The sequence below is a fragment of the Nocardioides rotundus genome (assembly GCF_019931675.1).
In the GTDB taxonomy this organism is placed as follows: Bacteria; Actinomycetota; Actinomycetes; order Propionibacteriales; family Nocardioidaceae; genus Nocardioides; species Nocardioides rotundus.
Window position 1 is genome coordinate 35,385 of sequence record NZ_CP082922.1, and the last position, 16,627, is coordinate 52,011.

The 16,627-nt window shown below is 72.6% G+C and carries 18 protein-coding genes and 1 tRNA gene; 10 read left to right on the top strand and 9 right to left on the bottom strand.

The features are described 5' to 3' along the window. Positions 1-19: 19 nt before the first annotated feature. From K8W59_RS00175 to K8W59_RS00205, 7 genes are read right to left on the bottom strand one after another with little or no spacing between them, the layout of a single operon-like run. Positions 20-715, bottom strand: a complete 696-nt coding sequence (locus K8W59_RS00175) for a PASTA domain-containing protein (RefSeq protein ID WP_223396769.1) — start codon at positions 713-715, stop codon at positions 20-22. Further along, positions 712-2,313, bottom strand: coding sequence for a serine/threonine-protein kinase (locus K8W59_RS00180; protein WP_223396770.1), 1,602 nt, complete (start codon positions 2,311-2,313; stop codon positions 712-714). The genes K8W59_RS00175 and K8W59_RS00180 overlap by 4 nt, the downstream gene beginning before the upstream one ends. Continuing rightward, positions 2,310-3,776, bottom strand: coding sequence for a peptidoglycan D,D-transpeptidase FtsI family protein (locus K8W59_RS00185; protein WP_223396771.1), 1,467 nt, complete (start codon positions 3,774-3,776; stop codon positions 2,310-2,312). Before K8W59_RS00185 ends, K8W59_RS00180 begins: the two co-directional genes overlap by 4 nt. After that, on the bottom strand, positions 3,773-5,173 hold the full coding sequence (locus K8W59_RS00190; protein ID WP_223396772.1) for an FtsW/RodA/SpoVE family cell cycle protein: 1,401 nt from the start codon (positions 5,171-5,173) through the stop codon (positions 3,773-3,775). The genes K8W59_RS00185 and K8W59_RS00190 overlap by 4 nt, the downstream gene beginning before the upstream one ends. Beyond that, entirely contained in the window at positions 5,170-6,453 is a 1,284-nt protein-coding gene (locus K8W59_RS00195; RefSeq protein ID WP_223396773.1) for a PP2C family protein-serine/threonine phosphatase, read from the bottom strand. The genes K8W59_RS00190 and K8W59_RS00195 overlap by 4 nt, the downstream gene beginning before the upstream one ends. Beyond that, on the bottom strand, positions 6,450-6,923 hold the full coding sequence (locus tag K8W59_RS00200; RefSeq protein WP_223396774.1) for an FHA domain-containing protein FhaB/FipA: 474 nt from the start codon (positions 6,921-6,923) through the stop codon (positions 6,450-6,452). The genes K8W59_RS00195 and K8W59_RS00200 overlap by 4 nt, the downstream gene beginning before the upstream one ends. Next, positions 6,920-7,615 carry an FhaA domain-containing protein gene (locus K8W59_RS00205; protein ID WP_223396775.1) on the bottom strand — a complete coding sequence of 232 codons (696 nt, stop codon included), beginning with the start codon at positions 7,613-7,615 and terminating at the stop codon, positions 6,920-6,922. Before K8W59_RS00205 ends, K8W59_RS00200 begins: the two co-directional genes overlap by 4 nt. A gap of 130 nt (positions 7,616-7,745) precedes the next feature. Here K8W59_RS00205 and K8W59_RS00210 point away from each other — a divergent pair, with 130 nt between their 5' ends. The 5 genes from K8W59_RS00210 to K8W59_RS00230 all read left to right on the top strand — a co-directional run bounded on the left by K8W59_RS00210 (position 7,746) and on the right by K8W59_RS00230 (position 10,766). Continuing rightward, positions 7,746-8,150, top strand: coding sequence for a TIGR03618 family F420-dependent PPOX class oxidoreductase (locus K8W59_RS00210; protein ID WP_223396776.1), 405 nt, complete (start codon positions 7,746-7,748; stop codon positions 8,148-8,150). A 148-nt stretch (positions 8,151-8,298) separates the two neighbouring features. Next, a tRNA-Leu gene (locus tag K8W59_RS00215) sits at positions 8,299-8,382 on the top strand. 130 nt (positions 8,383-8,512) lie between these two features. After that, positions 8,513-9,388 (top strand): hypothetical protein, encoded by an 876-nt coding sequence (locus tag K8W59_RS00220; RefSeq protein ID WP_223396777.1) that lies wholly within the window; start codon positions 8,513-8,515, stop codon positions 9,386-9,388. 39 nt (positions 9,389-9,427) lie between these two features. Next, positions 9,428-9,919: a DUF3817 domain-containing protein gene (locus tag K8W59_RS00225; RefSeq protein WP_223396778.1), complete on the top strand. Its 492-nt coding sequence runs from the start codon at positions 9,428-9,430 to the stop codon at positions 9,917-9,919. Between the two features lie 52 nt (positions 9,920-9,971). Beyond that, positions 9,972-10,766 (top strand): hypothetical protein, encoded by a 795-nt coding sequence (locus K8W59_RS00230; protein WP_223396779.1) that lies wholly within the window; start codon positions 9,972-9,974, stop codon positions 10,764-10,766. Between the two features lie 13 nt (positions 10,767-10,779). On the opposite strand, the gene K8W59_RS00235 is transcribed toward K8W59_RS00230, so the two are convergent. After that, positions 10,780-11,256 carry a type II toxin-antitoxin system RatA family toxin gene (locus K8W59_RS00235; protein ID WP_223396780.1) on the bottom strand — a complete coding sequence of 159 codons (477 nt, stop codon included), beginning with the start codon at positions 11,254-11,256 and terminating at the stop codon, positions 10,780-10,782. 52 nt (positions 11,257-11,308) lie between these two features. Here K8W59_RS00235 and K8W59_RS00240 point away from each other — a divergent pair, with 52 nt between their 5' ends. Beyond that, a complete protein-coding gene (locus tag K8W59_RS00240; protein WP_223396781.1) occupies positions 11,309-11,788 on the top strand; it encodes a glutathione peroxidase in 480 nt (159 codons plus the stop codon). Positions 11,789-11,799: 11 nt separating this feature from the next. Here the strand turns inward: K8W59_RS00240 and ppgK are convergent, their stop codons facing one another. Next, on the bottom strand, positions 11,800-12,552 hold the full coding sequence (gene ppgK / locus K8W59_RS00245) for a polyphosphate--glucose phosphotransferase (RefSeq protein WP_223396782.1): 753 nt from the start codon (positions 12,550-12,552) through the stop codon (positions 11,800-11,802). 140 nt (positions 12,553-12,692) lie between these two features. Here ppgK and K8W59_RS00250 point away from each other — a divergent pair, with 140 nt between their 5' ends. The 4 genes from K8W59_RS00250 (at position 12,693) to K8W59_RS00270 (ending at position 16,617) form a co-directional block, all read left to right on the top strand. Continuing rightward, on the top strand, positions 12,693-13,424 hold the full coding sequence (locus K8W59_RS00250) for a maleylpyruvate isomerase N-terminal domain-containing protein (protein ID WP_223396783.1): 732 nt from the start codon (positions 12,693-12,695) through the stop codon (positions 13,422-13,424). Between the two features lie 95 nt (positions 13,425-13,519). After that, a complete protein-coding gene (locus K8W59_RS00255) occupies positions 13,520-14,986 on the top strand; it encodes a fatty acid desaturase (protein ID WP_397195934.1) in 1,467 nt (488 codons plus the stop codon). Positions 14,987-15,099: 113 nt separating this feature from the next. After that, on the top strand, positions 15,100-15,666 hold the full coding sequence (locus K8W59_RS00265; RefSeq protein ID WP_223396784.1) for a TetR family transcriptional regulator: 567 nt from the start codon (positions 15,100-15,102) through the stop codon (positions 15,664-15,666). 102 nt (positions 15,667-15,768) lie between these two features. Beyond that, positions 15,769-16,617 (top strand): methylenetetrahydrofolate reductase, encoded by an 849-nt coding sequence (locus K8W59_RS00270; RefSeq protein ID WP_223396785.1) that lies wholly within the window; start codon positions 15,769-15,771, stop codon positions 16,615-16,617. Positions 16,618-16,627: the final 10 nt, after the last annotated feature.

Genomic DNA, 16,627 nt, shown 5'->3' on the forward strand with positions numbered 1-16,627 from the left:
TGCTCCTCCCCCTCATCGCTCAGCAGTTCCCGTTGCCATGGCCGTTGCCCCGTCCTCGTCCTTTGCCGTTGCCCGGGCAGTCACGGGTCGCGGTGGTCGTGGTCGGCGGCGGCGACGACGCGCTCGTCGGCTCCGTGCGGTCGGGCTGCGGCGTTCCCGTGCCCGCCCCGCCGGATGCGCTCGCGACCCCGTCGTCCTCCCGAGGGCGCTCGCTCACCGGCTCCACAGACTGTGTCGGGCTCGGCAGCGCGGGGACGCCGACGGCCGCGAGGTACTCCACCCGCACCGTGTCCCCCTGGCGCAGCCGCCCCACGGGCGAGACCGACGTGACGGTGCCCGCGCGCCTCCCGGTGTTGGTCACCGGCACGGTCAGCACCACCAGCCCGCGCCGCTCGAGCATCCGCACCACGCGGTCCCGCTGGAGGCCGAGATAGGCCTTCGCCCGCACGGGGACAGTACGGCGGCCCGCCGGGGTCGACCGGGCCGGGCTCGGCCGCTCCGAGGCGACCACCGGCGCGGCGATGCTGCTCGTCAGAGGGTTGCTCGCGCCGCTGACCGAGCGGGTGGCCAGCCAGAAGCCGCACACCATCGCCAGCACCAGCGCGGCGGCGACCGGCACCGGCCAGCGCGGCGGCGCGGGCTGCCCACGGTGACCGGGCGCCGCGGCCCCGGCGTGCTCGGAGTCCATCAGCTCCGACAGGCTCGTCCGGCTCATCCGCCCTGACCTCCGTTGCCGTTCCCGTTGCCCCCGCCGTTGCCCCCGCCGTTGCCGTTGCCGTTGCCGTTGCCGTTCCCGTTGCCGTTGCCGTTGCCGTTCCCACTGTCGTCGACCGGCGCGTCGTAGTAGGTCACCGCGACGCTGTCGCCCTCGACCAGTCCCTCGGTCGGCTCGATCGAGGCGACCGTGTCCTCGGTCGCGCTGCCGTCGTTGGGCACCGAGGTCGAGGAGGGCTCGAGGCCGAGGTCCTCCAGCTCCTGCTCGACGTCCTTCACGTCCCGCCCGAGGTAGTCGCCCGGGTCCAGGGTGATCGTCTCCGGCTCCTCGGAGGTCGGCGTCTCGGCCGGGGTGGACGGCGCGGGCTCGGTCGTCTCCTCGGGCGGCGTGCTGCTGGCGGTGTCCTCGGGGGAGGCGGTCGCGGTCGCGGTCTCGGTCACCGTCGTCGGCTCCGGGCTGGAGTCGTCGCCGGTCCGGCTGAGGAGCAGCCAGACCCCGAGGCCGAGCACCAGGAGCAGCAGCAGCCAGGGCAGCCAGGGCGGAAGTCCGCGGCGCCGCTCGTCGGAGTCGTCCCGGTCGTCGGCGGTGGAGGAGGCCCCCGGCTCCTCCTCGATCGCCGCGGTGCGCCGGGTGTCCCCCGATGCGGCGGTGTAGGCCGCACCGGCGGCGGCTCCGGCGAGCCCGGCACCGGCCGCGGGCAGGACCGCGGTGGCGCCGGCCGCGGTGTGCGGGTCGCGCAGCGCGGCGGCGAGCTCGCGGCCGTCGGCGTAGCGGTCGGCCGGGTCCTTGGCGAGCGCCGTACGCACGACCGCGGCGAGGCCCTCGGGCACGTCCGCGGGCAGCTCGGGCACCGGGTCGCGCAGGTGGGCCAGCGCCGTGGTCACCGGCGAGTCGCCGCGGAAGGGAGGCTCCCCGGCCAGGCACTGGTAGGCGACCACGCCGAGGGAGTAGACGTCGGAGGCAGCGGCCGCGGTCTCTCCGCGGGCCTGCTCGGGGGAGAGGTACTGCGGGGTGCCCAGGACCTGGCCGGTCTCGGTGAGAGCCACCCCGTCGGCGGCCCGCGCGATGCCGAAGTCGGTGACCTTGATCCGCCGGTCCGGCGTCACGATCAGGTTGGCCGGCTTCACGTCCCGATGCACGATCCCCTGGGCGTGCGCGGCGCCGAGCGCGTCGGCGGCCTGTGCCAGCAGGTCCTGCGCGACCTCGGGGTCCATCGGCGCCTGCGGGCGCAGCAACGCCGAGAGCGGCTGCCCGTCGACCAGCTCCATCACCAGGAACGGGCGCGGAGAGCCCTCCGCCGTGCCCTCGCCGAAGTCGTAGACGCCCGCGATCCCCGCGTGGGTGAGGGCCCCCGCGTGCCGGGCCTCGGACTCGAAGCGGGTGCGGAAGCGGGCGTCGTCGGCGTACTCGTGCTTGAGCAGCTTCACCGCGACCGCGCGGCCCAGGACCGTGTCGGTCGCCCGCCACACCTCGCCCATGCCCCCGGTGGCGATCCGGGAGTCCAGGCGGTAGCGGCGGGCGTCGTCGGCATACCGCTCCGGCGCGGGCATCGCCCGGGTCGGCTCGTCGGCGGGGCCGTCGGTGGGGCCGTCGCTCACCGCTGGATCACCGCCTCCATGATCGCCTTGGCGACGGGGCCGCCCAGCTGCCCGCCGGCGATGTCGTCGGGGGGTACGTCGGCCTTCTGGATCATCACCGCGACCGCGACCTGCGGGTCGTCGGCCGGGGCGAAGGAGACGAACCAGGCGTAGTTGGAGCAGTCGTCGCAGTTCTCCGCCGTACCGGTCTTGCCGGCCACCCGCACGCCCGGGATCGCCGCCGGCGACGCGGTGCCGCTGTCGACCGTGCTGACCAGGATGTCGGTCAGGGTGTCCGCGGTCTCGGGGCTGACCGCCTCCGACAGCGTCGTGTCGTCGGTCTTGTCGATCACCTCGAGGTCGGGTGAGACCACCTCGTCGACCAGGTAGGGCTGCTTGACCACGCCGTCGTTGGCGACGCCCGCGACCACCATGGCCATCTGCAGGGGGGTCGCGGCGACGTTGAACTGCCCGATGCCGGTGAGCGCGGTCTGCGGCCGGTCCGCGTCGGTGGGGTAGACCGACTCCGCCAGCCGCGGCAGGTCGTCGAACCAGTCGTTGGAGTTGAAGCCGAACTTCTCCGCCTGCGCGGCCATCGCGTCGTTGCCCAGCTCGTCGGCCAGCGCGAGGAAGGTGGTGTTGCAGGACTGCTCCAGCGCCTGGCGCAGCGGGATCCGCCCGCTGCCGCAGGAGCGGCCGCCGTTGTCGATCACGCTGCTGGACAGCGGGAGCTGGTACGTCGACCCACCGGGGACGAGGGCCTCGGCCCCCTCGTAGTTCCCCGACTCCAGCGCGGCCGCGGCGGTCACGATCTTGAAGGTCGAGCCGGGAGGCAGGCGGGTCTGGGTCGCCCGGTTGAGCATCGGCTGGGACTCGTTGGACTCCAGCTGGCCGTAGGCGCGCTGGACCTTCGCGTAGTCGTGCGAGGCCAGCCGGTTGGGGTCGTAGCTGGGCAGCGACACCATCGCCAGCACCCGGCCGGTCGCGGGCTCGAGCGCGACGGCGCTGGCCTCGACGTTCGGGCCGAAGCGGGAGATCAGCGCGTCGTAGGCGGCGGTCTGGGCCTTCGGGTCCAGGGTCAGGTTGATCCGGCCGCCCTTGGGCTGGGAGCCGTTGAGCAGGTCCACCAGGCGCGTGGTGAACAGCCGGGGGTCCTCACCGGAGAGCACCTCGTTCTGGGTGCGCTCCAGCCCGGTGGTGCTGTCGAAGGAGAAGTAGCCGGTGACGGGGGCGTACTTGAACGGCTGGGGGTAGGTCCGCTGGAACTCGTACTCGTCGCCCGAGGGCACGCTGCGCGCGACCGCGTCCTGGCCCACCACGATCGAGCCGCGCTCCCGGGAGAACGCCGCGTCGAGGACCCGGCGGTTGCGCGGGTCGTCGTTGAGCCCGGACGCGCGGACGTACTGCAGCACCGTCGCGTTGAGCATGAGCGCCAGGAACAGCAGCATGCAGAAGATCGAGATCGTGCGGATCGGCTTGTTCACCGGGTCCTCACCACCTGGGTGTCCTCGGAGTCGGGGGAGCCGGAGTCGTCCAGCAGCGGGGGTGGGCGCCGGGCCTGGTCGGAGATCCGCAGGATCAGCCCGATGATCGCCCAGTTGGCGACCAGCGAGGAGCCGCCGTACGACAAGAACGGGGTGGTGAGGCCGGTGAGCGGGATCAGCCCGGTGACGCCGCCGATCACCACGAAGACCTGGATCGCGATGACCGCGCCGAGGCCCGCCGCGATCAGCTTGCCGAAGGCGTCGCGGCAGATCAGCGCCGCCCGCAGCGCGCGCTCGACGATCAGGCCGTAGCAGAGCACCACCGCGATGACCGCGGTGAGGCCGAGCTCCTCGCCGATCGCCGCGACGATGAAGTCGGACTCGGCGTAGGGGATCCGGCACGGGTCGCCGCTGCCGAAGCCACGCCCGATGAGACCGCCCCAGGCCATGCCGAAGAGGCCCTCGACGTTCTGGTAGCTGTCCGGCGAGCCGTTGTAGTACTTCAGCGGGTCCAGCCACACCTCGACCCGGCTCTGCACGTGGGTGAACAGCTGCCACCCGGCGAAGGCGCCGAGCGCGAAGAGGCTGCCGCCGACCACCAGCCAGCCCGGCCGCTCGGTGGCGATGTAGAGCATGATGAGGAACAGGCCGAAGAACAGCAGCGAGGAGCCCAGGTCGCGCTGGAAGACCAGGATCATCAGGCTGACCGCCCACATGACCAGGATCGGCCCGAGGTCGCGTCCGCGGGGCAGGTCGATGAACAGGAACCGGCGGCCGGCCAGCGCCAGCGCGTCGCGGTAGCGGACCAGGTAGCCGGCGAACGCGATCACCAGGAGCACCTTGGCGACCTCGCCGGGCTGGAAGCTGAACGGCCCGACGCCGATCCAGATCCGCGCGCCGTTGATCGTCTTGCCCAGCCCCGGCACGAGGGGGAGCAGGAGCAGCACGATCGCGCCCAGGCCGACGGTGTAGGTGAAGCGCTGCAGGACGCGGTAGTCGCGCAGCACCACCAGGGTGCCGGCGAACAGCAGCACCCCCAGCGTCATCCAGATCAGCTGCTGGCGGGCGAAGTTGCCGTTGTCCTGGCAGAACGCGGTGGTGCCCAGGTCGAGCCGGTGGATCACCGCGAGGCCGAGGCCGTTGAGGGCGGCGACCACGGGGAGGAGGACGGGATCGGCGTACGGCGCCACCAGGCGCACCACGATGTGCGCGCCGAGGATGAGGCCGACCAGCCAGCCGGCGTACCCGACGATGTCGGCCGGGACCGTGCCCTCCATGCCGACGCCGACGGCGGCGTAGGCGCCGATCCCCACCGCGAGGGCGAGGATCAGCAGGAAGAGCTCGGCGCCGCCGCGGCGGCGGTGGACGAAGCCGGTGAGTCCGGAGCCCTGGCTCATGGCGCCCCCGAGCCGTCGGCCCCGTCGGCCCTGTCGGCCCCGTCGTAGAGGTTCTGCACGACCCGCTCGGCGTCGGTGAGGCTGGTGACGTCGATGCCGTTGGTGACCGCGCTCCGGTCGACGCTGGAGAGGTCGTCCACCGACACGTTGGTCGTGCGGTAGGGCTCGGAGAGCTCGAACCCCGCAACGCTGCTCTGCAGGCCGCGGTAGATCGCCACGCTGCCGTTGTAGTCGCTGACGTAGTACTGCTGGTTGGCCCACCAGCGGCCGAAGCCGAGCGCCATCAGCGCGATGCCCGCGACGAGCAGCGCGACCAGGAGCCGGCGCAGCCAGAGGAAGCGCGGCTGCTGACGAGGTGCGTAGCGGGCCTCCTCCGGGTCGATCGGGTCCGAGACGACCGCGTCGCCGGCCTCGGGTGGGATGTCGGCGGGCACCGGCTCGAGCTCGCCGGTGTCGCGGTGCCGGAAGATGCCGTGCCGGGAGGGAGTACGGCGGGGCAGCTCGGCCGCGGCGCCCACCAGCAGCGGCGTCAGGTCGGGGGAGAGCTCGTGGGACTCGTCGACCACGTCGGCCACCACGGCGGTGACGTTGTCGGTGGAGCCCGCGTCGATCGCGGCACGCACCAGCTCGACCGCGGCGAAGTCGGGGGTGCCGGTCCCGAGGACCTCGGCGAGCTGGTCGTTGGTGAGCGAGCCGCTTGCGCCGTCGGAGCAGACCAGGATCCGGTCGCCGGGCGCCGCGGGCACGATGAAGAGGTCGGGCTCGAGGTCGGAGCTGCCGTCCAGCGCCCGCAGGATCAGGTTGCGGTGCGGGTGCGTGCGCGCCTCGTCCTCGGTGATCCGCCCCTCGTCGATCAGGCTCTGCACGAAGGTGTGGTCGGTGGTGAGCTGGGAGAGCGTGCCGTCGCGGAGCAGGTAGGCGCGGGAGTCGCCGACATGCCCGACGGCCAGCTGCTCGCCGTCGAAGAGGATCACCGAGGCGGTGGTCGACGTCCCGGCCAGCGCGGGGTCCTCCTCGACCAGCTCGGCGATCCGGTCCTGCGCGCGCAGCAGGGAGCCCGCGATCAGGCCGAGCAGGTCGCGCTCGCTGTGCACCCCCGGGTCGTCGTCGATCCGCCGGATCTCGCCGATCGCGGTCGCCGAGGCGATGTCGCCGCGCGCGGCGCCGCCGACGCCGTCGCACACGGTGAGCAGCCAGGGCCCGGCATAGCCGGAGTCCTGGTTGTTCTTCCGCACCCTGCCGACGTCGCTCAGGGCGGAGTAGTCCAGGCGCAGGCTCACTTGCGCAGCTCCAGGATCGTCTTGCCGATGCGGACCTGGGTGCCGGTCTGCAGGGGCGTCGCCTGGGTGATCCGGGCGCTGCCGACGTAGGTGCCGTTGGTGGAGCCGAGGTCCTCGACGTACCACTGCTCGCCGTCGCTGGCGACCCGCGCGTGCCGGGTGGAGACGTAGTCGTCGTCCAACCTGATCGCGGCGTCCGAGCCGCGGCCGATGAGCAGCGGCGCCTCCTGCAGCGGCGCGGACTCACCGGCGTTGGCGCCCTCGACGACCAGCAGCTTGGTGGGCGCGCCGCGGCGCTTCGGCGGCGGCTTGTTGCGGCCCCGCGGCGTCGGCTGGGCGTTGGGCCGGGCGCCCTCGGGGACCCGCGCGCCGAACATGTCCGAGCGGATCACCGAGAGCGCGGAGAGCACGAAGATCCACAGGATCGCCAGGTAGGCGAGGCGGATCAGGAAGAGGGTCAGCTCGCTCACCGGGCCTCCTCCAGCCGGACGGACATCGAGGTGTTGCCGATCCTCACCGTCGACCCGGTGCGCAGGTCGGCCTGCTGCACCCGCTGCCCGTCCACGGTCATGCCGTTGGTCGAGCCGAGGTCGCGCACGGAGAGCACCGACCCGTTGAGGGTGAACCGGACGTGCCGGCGGCTGACCCCTGGATCGCTGATCCGCAGGTCGGCGTCGGTGCCGCGGCCCACGACCAGGCCGCCGGGGCCGATGGAGTGGCGCGAGCCGTTCACCTCGACGAAGGCCCGCGCGGCGCGCCGTACCTGCGTGTCCTCCGGGCGGCCCTGCACGCCGGCGCGGGCGCGCGAGGTGACGCGGAAGCGGCCGGTGGTGAGGTCCTCGGACTCCTCGAAGGCGATCGAGACGGGGCCGGGGAAGACGTAGGCCTGCGCCTCGGCGTGCTCGCGCAGCTGCTCGGTGAGCTCGCGGGCCAGCGTGGAGTCGTAGGGGGCGAGCCGCTCCAGGTCGCTCGTGGACAGCTCGACGTGGAAGTCGTTGGGCGCCAGCCGGCGGTCGCGGCTGAGGATCTGGGTGTTGTTGTCGACCTCGCGCTGCAGGGCGGCGGAGATCTCGACCGGCTGCACGGCGCTGCGGAACGCGCGCGCGAACACGCCGGAGATCATGTTCTCCAGCTTGCGCTCGAAGTTCTGCAGTCCACCCACGGGCGTTGAGATCCTTGATGTCGAGGGGTCGTGCCCGGCCGCTCGCCTGGGCCCGGGCACGGGGGGTCGTGGCGATGGTATCGGCCGGCACCCATGGAGTTCGGGACGCATCGCGGGCTAGCGTGGACGCATGCCCACGCTGCCGTTCCCCGACGACGTCCGCGCCAAGCTCGAGGCGCCGAACCCGTGCACCATCACCACGCTGCGCTCCGACGGCGCGCCGGTGTCGGTCGCGACGTGGTACCTCCTGCTCGACGACGGCCGGATCATGGTCAACATGGACGCCACCCGCAAGCGCCTGGAGCACCTGCGGCGCGATCCGCGGGTGGCCCTGACGATCCTGGACGCGAACGACTGGTACACGCACATCTCGATCATCGGCCGGGTCGTGGAGATGTACGACGACCCCGAGCTCGCCGACATCGACCGACTCGCCCGGCAGTACGGCCGCGACGAGTACCCCGACCGCACCTCGCCCCGCGTCACCGCGATCATCGAGGTCGAGCGCTGGCACGGCTGGGGCGCCGCCCGCTGACCCCCATCCCCGGCCCGCCCGGGACGTCATACGTTCCGGGGAAGGGGTTCTCCACTCCGGATGACGTTGTGGCGGGGCGTCGTACGGCGTCGTCGGCCGGCTGATTTGGGGCAGTCCGGGCCGCTGGGATAGCCTGAGCCCGCTTCACGCGCGAGTGGCGGAATAGGCAGACGCGCACGGTTCAGGTCCGTGTGTCCGAGAGGACGTGGGGGTTCAACTCCCCCCTCGCGCACCGCAGACGAGGCCCCGGGTCGATGACCCGGGGCCTCGTCCGTTCCCCATCGCTGGATCGAGCCCGTCGTTCGGTGGTCGAGCTTGTCGAGACCACCTCATCGAACGCCCGGGCCTGACACGCTGGGCGCATGGCCTACCGCTACTCCAACCTGATGTCGGCGGTGCACGACGCGCACTCGCCGCTGCGGGAGTACCTCGACGAGCGGTTCCCGCACGTCCGCCCGCTGCAGGCGGACTTCCGGAAGCGGAGCGGCGAGCTGCTGGTCGAGGGCGGTCGGGCCGATCCGGCGATGGTGGGTACGGCGTTCGACCTGCAGGTCCGCTTCCTGCTCGACCCCAGCGTGCCGCCGGAGATCGCCGTACTCGGCTTCGCCGGGCGACCGGACCGGGTCGAGGTGGTGACCCGGGTGATGATCCGGGCCCGCGACGCCGCCCGGGGAGGAGCGGACCAGGAGACGCTGGGCCGCGCGTGCTGGGCGCTCGCGCTGTGCACCGATGTGTACCGCAAGGGGCTGCGGCGCGGCTCCGCGGTCGGCCGGCTGATCGACGCCGGCCGGTTCACGCCCGAGACGCTGATGTCGCTCGCGCCCGCCGACGCGCTCCGCCAGCTCGAGCAGTTGCGCGACGTTGCGGCCACCGCCCTGCTGCCGCACGTCCGCCGCCCCGTGCACCTCGGCCCGACCTTCGACGCCTCGCGGCTCTGCGCCGCGGATGCCGACCTGATCGCCGGCGGCGTGCTGGTCGACATCAAGACCCGGCTCGGCCCGAAGGACGACGCCGGGCGACGCCACGACCGGCTGACCCGCACCGACATCCAGCAGTTGCTCGGCTACGTCCTCTTCGACACCTCCGACGCCTACGCGATCCGCGCGATCGGGATCTACTCCGCGAGGTACGGCGCCCTGGTCACCTGGCCGCTCGACGACGCGCTCCGCACGCTCGCCGGCGAGCCGGTCGACCTCCGTGCGGCGCGCGAACACGTGTGGCGCCTGCTCGGCGGCTGAGATTCCTGGCAGCGCCCACCCGTCGGGGAGGATGCGGACATGAGCACGAGCGCGTCCACGCAGCAGACCGGCCTTCTCTCCCATCCCGCACGGTTGTACGGCGTCCTCGCGCTGGCCGAGGCGGTCACCTGGACCCTGCTGCTGCTCGGCATGCTCGGGAAGTACGTCCTCGACCTCGGCGAGCTCGGGGTGCGGATCGGCGGAGGGCTGCACGGCTTCGTCTTCCTCGCCTACTGCCTGGTGACGCTGCTCGTCGCGATCGACCAACGCTGGTCGCCGGGGCTGCTGGTGCTGGGCTGGGTGTCGGCGGTCGTGCCCTACGCGACCATCCCGTTCGAGCGGTACGCCGACCGGCGGGGGCTGCTGGCCGACCGGTGGCGGCTGCGCACCGACGCGCCCGCGGGTCCGGTGGAGCGGATCGCGGCGACGGCGCTGCGGCACCCGCTGCCCGCGGTACTGGTGGGCCTGGTCGCCGTGGCGCTGGTCTTCACCGGGCTGCTCGCCGCCGGCCCGCCGACGCAGTGGTTCTGACGCGATGGCTGGAAGGTGGACGCGTCTCGCGATCGGTGTCGTGCTCTGTGCCGTGGTCGCGGTCCTCGCGCCGGCACCGGCGCTCGCGAGTGTGACCGCGCCGCGCGCGATGTGGGTCTGGGACCGCCCGGGCCCGGCCGCCCTCATCGACTTCGCCGTCGCGCAGGGCGTGGACGAGCTGTTCGTCAGCGTCGGCCAGCAGCCCGACCTGCCCTGGCTCACGGCGATGCGCCGGGAGGCCGACCGGGCAGGCCTGCGCATCCAGGCCCTGGGCTCCGCGACCGAGTGGATCGACCGGCCCGCCGACGCGCTCGCCTGGCAGCAGCGCGTGCTCGACACCGGCCTCTTCGACGGCGTGCACCTCGACGTCGAGCCCTGGCTGCACCCCGACTGGGCGACCGAGCGTACCGCGGTCGCCGGTCGCTACCTGACGCTGCTCGAGCAGGTCTCCCAGGCCTCCGCGGCGACCGTGGAGGCCGACATCGCGTTCTGGCTGAACGAGGTGGCCACCCCCGCCGGAGAGCCGCTGGACCGTGCGGTGATGGCGCGGGTGGACGCGGTCACGGTGATGAGCTACCGCGACACCGCGACCGGGCCGGACAGCATCACCGGGGTCGGCGCCGCCGCCCTGGCGAGCGCCGAGGCGACCGGCACCCCGGTGCGCCTGGCGGTGGAGACCAACGACCTCGGCGCGGGCACGGTCGCGGCGAAGCAGACGTTCTTCGGCCAGCGGCGCTCGGCGATGACCTCGGTGCTCGCGGCGGTGGACCAGGCGGTCGGGCCGAGCCCGGTCTACGCCGGGATCGCCGTCCACGACCGCCGGGGCTGGGCCGCGATGCGGCGGTGACGCCGTACCTCCCTCAGCGGACGGCGGCGAGGATCTCCGGGTCCTCGCACGCCCGGGCGAATGCCGCGATCCTGGCGCGGATCTCCCGGCCGAGCAGCCACTGGCCGACCAGCGCACCGGGCCGGGCGAGCAGCGAGGGCCGGATGGCGTAGGTGTACTTCCACACCGCGCGCGTGCCCGCGACGCCGCCCGACTCCTCGGGGGTGAAGCGCCAGCCGCCGCCGAAGGTCTCGAAGAACCACGGCCCCCGCTCCATCGTCATCCCGACCGACGTCGGCGGGCGGTAGGAGGTGTAGCGGCTGACCATCCTCGGCCCGACGCGCGCGTGGGTGAGGGTCCGCACGCCCTTGCCCGGGCGGTCGGCGTCGAGCAGCCGCTGGCTGCGGATGAACGGGTCCCACCGCAGCCGCAGCTCGCCGGTCGTCTGCGAGACCGCGAACGCGGTCTCCGGCGGCACCGGCACCCACGCCTGCGCGGTCACCTGTGGCATGCACCCACTCTAGGCACGCCGCCGGCGGGGGCCGCGGTGTCACACTGGGTGGGTGACCTCCCTCCGTGACTTCCACGCGACCGCGATCTCCGGGCAGGACGTCGACCTGTCGACGTACGACGGCCAGGTCGTCCTCGTCGTCAACACCGCCTCCCAGTGCGGCTTCACGCCGCAGTACGAGGGCCTGCAGAGGCTGCAGGACACCTACGCCGACCGCGGCTTCACGGTGCTCGGCTTCCCGTCGGACCAGTTCGGCCATCAGGAGCCCGGCGACGAGGCCGAGATCGCCGACTTCTGCGACCGCACCTACGGCGTGACGTTCCCGATGTTCGCCAAGATCGACGTCAACGGCGACGACGCGCACCCGCTCTACCGCTGGCTGCGCCAGGAGCAGGGCGGGCTGCTCGGCGGCCGGATCAAGTGGAACTTCACCAAGTTCCTCATCGGCCGCGACGGCCGGGTGATCGACCGGTTCGCGCCCACCAAGAAGCCCGAGTCGCTCACCGGAGCGATCGAGTCCGCCCTGGGCTAGACCCCACGCCCTCAGCGGCCGTGCTCGACGGCGGCCAGCGCGGCGCCGACGATCCCGGCGGTGTTCCGCAGCTGCGCGGGGATGATCGGCGTGCGGATGTCGAGCAGCGGCAGGAACTCCTCGGACCTCTTGCTGACCCCGCCGCCGACGACGAACAGCTCAGGGGAGAAGAGGCGCTCGACGGTGCGGTAGTACGTCGTCAGCCGGCCGGCCCACTCCTCCCACGACAGCTCCTCCCGCTCGCGCGCGGAGTTGGCCGCGCGGGACTCCGCGTCGTGGCCCTCGATCTCCAGGTGCCCCAGCTCGGAGTTGGGCACCACAATGCCGTCGAAGACCATCGCCGAGCCGATGCCGGTCCCGAGGGTCGTCACGATCACCAGCCCGGAGACCCCCTGGGCCGCGCCGTACCTCACCTCCGCCAGGCCCGCCGCGTCCGCGTCGTTGACCACGTGCACCACCCGGCCGGTCGCGTCGGTGAGCAGCGCGTCGGCGTCCGTGCCGATCCAGGCCGGGTCGATGTTCGCCGCCGAGCTGACCACGCCGTGCCGGACGACGCCGGGGATGGTCAGGCCGACGGGAGCGGTGGAGTCCTCGAACCGGCCCAGCAGCTCGACCAGCACGCCGAGGACCGCGTCGGGGGTGGCCGGCTGCGGCGTCTCGATCCGCTCGCGCTCGCCGGCGAACTCGCCGGTCTCCAGATCCACCGGCGCGCCCTTGATGCCGCTGCCGCCGAAGTCGATGCCGAAGGGGTTCTCGGTGCTCATGGGGCCACTCTCGCACCGCGGTCCGGCGCGGACCACCGCCCGCAGGGAGGATCGCCGCCGGGCGGCGGTTCGGTCACGGTTCGGCCACGTCGGCTCCCGGCCCCTCGCGCGCCGTACCGCCCGGCTGGAAGGCTGACGCGGTGCTGACCACCCATCTCGAGGGGCTCCGTGAGTCGATGGTCGCTTTCGTGCGGTACGCCGACCGCGCGGGGCTGCGTGCTCCCGTCCCGACCTGCCCGGACTGGAAGGTGCGCCACCTGGTCGCGCACCAGGGGAGCATCCACCGGTGGGCGCGCGCCGGGCTGCGCGGCGAGGAGGTCGACACCGTCGCGATCGAGCGGGTGGGGATGAACCACGACGACCCGCTGGACTGGCTGCGCGAGGGGGCGATCGAGCTGGCGACCGCGATCGTCAAGGCACCCGCCGACGTCGAGGCGCCGGTCTTCCTGGCCGACGCCGGGCCGCCGAAGGAGTTCTGGGCGCGGCGGCAGTGTCACGAGACGACGATCCACGCGGTCGACGCGCTCGCGGCCTCGCTGGGCCGGAGGCCCCAGGGTGCGGAGACGCCGTGGATCTCCGAGGAGGTCGCGCTGGACGGGATCGACGAGCTTCTCACCGGCTTCTGGCCGCGGGAGCGGTGCGGGCTGCGCAGCGAGGACGCCTTCCGGCTCGCGGTGCGCTCCGGGGGTCGCGGCTGGGAGGTCGAGGTCGGCCCGGGGGTGCCGCGGGCACGCCGTACCGACTCCCCGGACGGCGACGTCGTGGTCGACGGCGACCCGGTGCCGACGTACCTCTCCCTGTGGAACCGCAGCGACGAGGTCGGCGCCGCCGACGACCGATGGGCCCTCGTCACCCGACTGGCCACCGTTTGACAGAAACGCACCTATTGTCAAACGACTTTACAAGTTGTACTGTTCTGTCAACCCCGAGCCGGGGCGCCCGTCCCCGGCGGATGCGGAGACAGGACATGAGCACCATTCCCGCCGGCTCGACCGAGCAGTGGACGGACAAGAAGCGCTACCTGTGGCTGATCGGGCTGGTCGTGCCCAGCCTCGCGTTCCTCGCCTTCGGCCTGCACCAGGCGACCGGCTGGGGCGTGTGGCTGTGGATCGGGCCGATCGTGATCCTCGGGATCGTGCCGGCGATCGACCTGGTCGCGGGGCTGGACCGCTCCAACCCGCCGGACGAGGTGATCGAGCAGCTGGAGAAGGACCGCTACTACCGCTGGATCACCTATCTCTTCCTTCCCATTCAGTATGTCGGGTTCGTCGGGGCGCTGGTGTGGCTCGCGCGCCCGGAGTGGCTGGGCGTGGCCGAGCTCGCGACCTGGGAGAAGGTCGGGCTCGCGGTCTCCATCGGCTGCATCGGCGGCATCGGGATCAACACCGCGCACGAGCTGGGGCACAAGCGGGAGAGCCACGAGCGGTGGCTGTCGAAGATCGCGCTCGCGCAGAGCTTCTACGGGCACTTCTACATCGAGCACAACCGCGGGCACCACGTGCGGGTCGCCACCCCGGAGGACCCGGCCAGCTCGCGGGTCGGCGAGAGCTTCTACGCCTTCTGGCCGCGCACCGTGTTCGGCTCGCTGAAGTCGGCCTGGCGGCTGGAGAAGCGGCGCTATGCGCGGAAGAAGACGCACCCCTTCCACCTCGGCAACGACGTGCTCAACGCGTGGGTGATGTCCGCCGTGCTGTGGGGCGTGCTGATCGCCTGGCTGGGCGTGGGGATCGTGCCCTATCTCCTGATCCAGGCCGTCGTCGGCTTCTCGCTGCTGGAGGTCGTCAACTACATGGAGCACTACGGGATGCTGCGGCAGAAGGTCGGCGTCGGCGAGCGGCAGCGCTATGAGCGGGTCGACCCCTCGCACTCGTGGAACTCCAACAACATCGCCACCAACGTGCTGCTCTACCACCTGCAGCGGCACAGCGACCACCACGCCAACCCGACCCGGCGCTACCAGACGCTGCGCGACTTCGAGGAGAGCCCGGTGCTGCCGACCGGGTACGCCGGGATGATCGTGCTCGCCCTCATCCCGCCGGTGTGGCGCCGGGTGATGGACCCCCGCGTGCTCGTCCACTTCGACGGCGACCTGTCCCGGGCGAACCTGGCCCCCCGCAAGCGGGACCGCCTCCTCGCCGAGTCGGCGCCCATCTCCCCCGAGTCGGCGCTTGTTGACCGCGAGTCGGCGCTTGTTGACCGCGAGTCGGCGCCAGTTGACGGCGAGTCGGCGCGAGGTGACCGTACGGCGGAGCCTCTGGCAGCCCGCTGCCCGGGCTGCGGCTACGTCTACGAGGTGGCCGAGGGCAACGAGCTGGAGGGCTTCGCGGCCGGGACCGCCTGGGCCGAGGTACCCGACGACTGGTGCTGCCCCGACTGCGGTGTCCGGGAGAAGGTGGACTTCGTCCCGTGCGCGCCTCAGCGCAGCGTGGCCTGAGATCCCGACTGGCGTCGACAAGCGCCGACTCGGGGTGAAGTAGCGCCGACTGGGCGTCAACAAGCGCCGACTCGAGGTGAAGTAGCGCCGACTCGGCGAACTAGGGTGAGGGTGTGCGGGAGGGGAGCATGCGGGGGCGGGTGATCGCGGCGGCGGCGGAGCTGACCGCGGAGACCGGCTGGTCGGCGGTCACCATGGGCAAGCTCGCCGAGCGGGTCGGGGTGAGCCGGCAGACCGTCTACAACGAGATCGGCTCCAAGCCCGCGCTGGCCGAGGCGATGGTGCTCGCCGAGCTCGGCCGCTTCCTCGAGCTCGTCGACGCGGCCTTCGACGAGCACCCCGACGACCTGGTCGCGGCGATCCGCGATGCGGCGTACGGCGTGCTCACCCTGGCCCGGGAGAACGCGCTGCTCCAGGCGATCGTCACCGCCTCCCACGGCGCCGAGACCGAGCTGCTGCCCCTGCTGACCACCCGCTCGGACGCCCTGGTCGAGACGGCGACGGGGGTGATCGCGCAGCGGCTGCCGGGGTACGACGTACGCCTCACCGGGCGCCGGCTCGACGCGGCCCTGGACATGGTGGTCCGATTGGTGCTCTCCCACGTCATGCACCCCACGCGCACGCCGGAGGACACCGCCGACGACATCGCCTGGCTGACGTCGCGGGTGCTCGCCGACTGAACCGGAGAAGGCCGGGAAATCGAGGCCGCGAGGGGGTTCCCGCGGCCCTCCAGGACGTCGTACGCTCGTCTCGACGGTGCGTATCACGAAATCAGGTTCACCATGCGCAACAAGCTCCGCGCCCAGGACCGGCCCACGGTCGACCGGCTGCTCCGCCACGCCCGCTTCGAGGTGCTGCCCACCCCGACGATCGAGGAGAAGGTGGTCACCCACGTCCCGCACGACGTGACGATCACCGTCACCGCCTCGCCCAGCAAGGGCCTGGAGGAGACGATCGCGCTCAGCGAGAGCCTGGCGCGGCAGGGTTACGACGTGGTCCCGCACCTGGCCGCCCGGATGGTCGAGGGCCGCACGCACCTGGAGAAGATCGTGCCCCGCCTCACCGAGGTCGGCGTCACCACGGTCTTCGTGCCCGGCGGCGACGCGGCCCCCGGCGAGGGGTACGCCGACGCGCTCGGCCTGCTGCAGGACCTGGCCGAGATGGGCAACCCGTTCCAGCGGGTCGGCGTTGCGGGCTACCCCGAGTCGCACCCCACGATCCACGACGACATCGCCGTGCAGTCGATGTGGGACAAACGCAAGTACGCCACCCACGTCGTCTCCAACCTCACCTTCGACCCCGACGTGATCGCGAACTGGATCCACCGGATGCGGCTGCGCGGGATCGAGCTGCCGCTGCTGCTCGGCATTCCCGGCCCGGTCGAGGTGACCAAGCTGCTCACCATGGCGACCCGGATCGGCGTGGGCGACTCCACCCGCTTCCTGGCCAAGCAGAAGGGCGTGATGACGCGCCTGGTCACCCCGGGCGGCTTCACCGGCGAGCGCTTCCTCGAGCAGTGCGCGCCCACCCTCGGCGAGCCCGAGGCGCGGGTCGAGGGCCTGCACGTCTACACGTTCAACCAGGTGGAGGAGACCGCCGCCTGGCGGGCCGACCTGCTCTCCCGGCTCTGAGGTCGAGTGC

Excerpts from the sequence above, each read along its gene's own strand:
- K8W59_RS00175 (WP_223396769.1), bottom strand. The coding sequence starts at position 715 with ATGAGCCGGACGAGCCTGTCGGAGCTGATGGACTCCGAGCACGCCGGG.
- K8W59_RS00190 (WP_223396772.1), bottom strand. The coding sequence starts at position 5,173 with ATGAGCCAGGGCTCCGGACTCACCGGCTTCGTCCACCGCCGCCGCGGC.
- K8W59_RS00210 (WP_223396776.1), top strand. The coding sequence starts at position 7,746 with ATGCCCACGCTGCCGTTCCCCGACGACGTCCGCGCCAAGCTCGAGGCG.
- K8W59_RS00220 (WP_223396777.1), top strand. The coding sequence starts at position 8,513 with ATGGCCTACCGCTACTCCAACCTGATGTCGGCGGTGCACGACGCGCAC.
- K8W59_RS00225 (WP_223396778.1), top strand. The coding sequence starts at position 9,428 with ATGAGCACGAGCGCGTCCACGCAGCAGACCGGCCTTCTCTCCCATCCC.
- K8W59_RS00235 (WP_223396780.1), bottom strand. The coding sequence starts at position 11,256 with ATGCCACAGGTGACCGCGCAGGCGTGGGTGCCGGTGCCGCCGGAGACC.
- ppgK (WP_223396782.1), bottom strand. The coding sequence starts at position 12,552 with ATGAGCACCGAGAACCCCTTCGGCATCGACTTCGGCGGCAGCGGCATC.
- K8W59_RS00255 (WP_397195934.1), top strand. The coding sequence starts at position 13,520 with ATGAGCACCATTCCCGCCGGCTCGACCGAGCAGTGGACGGACAAGAAG.
- K8W59_RS00270 (WP_223396785.1), top strand. The coding sequence starts at position 15,769 with ATGCGCAACAAGCTCCGCGCCCAGGACCGGCCCACGGTCGACCGGCTG.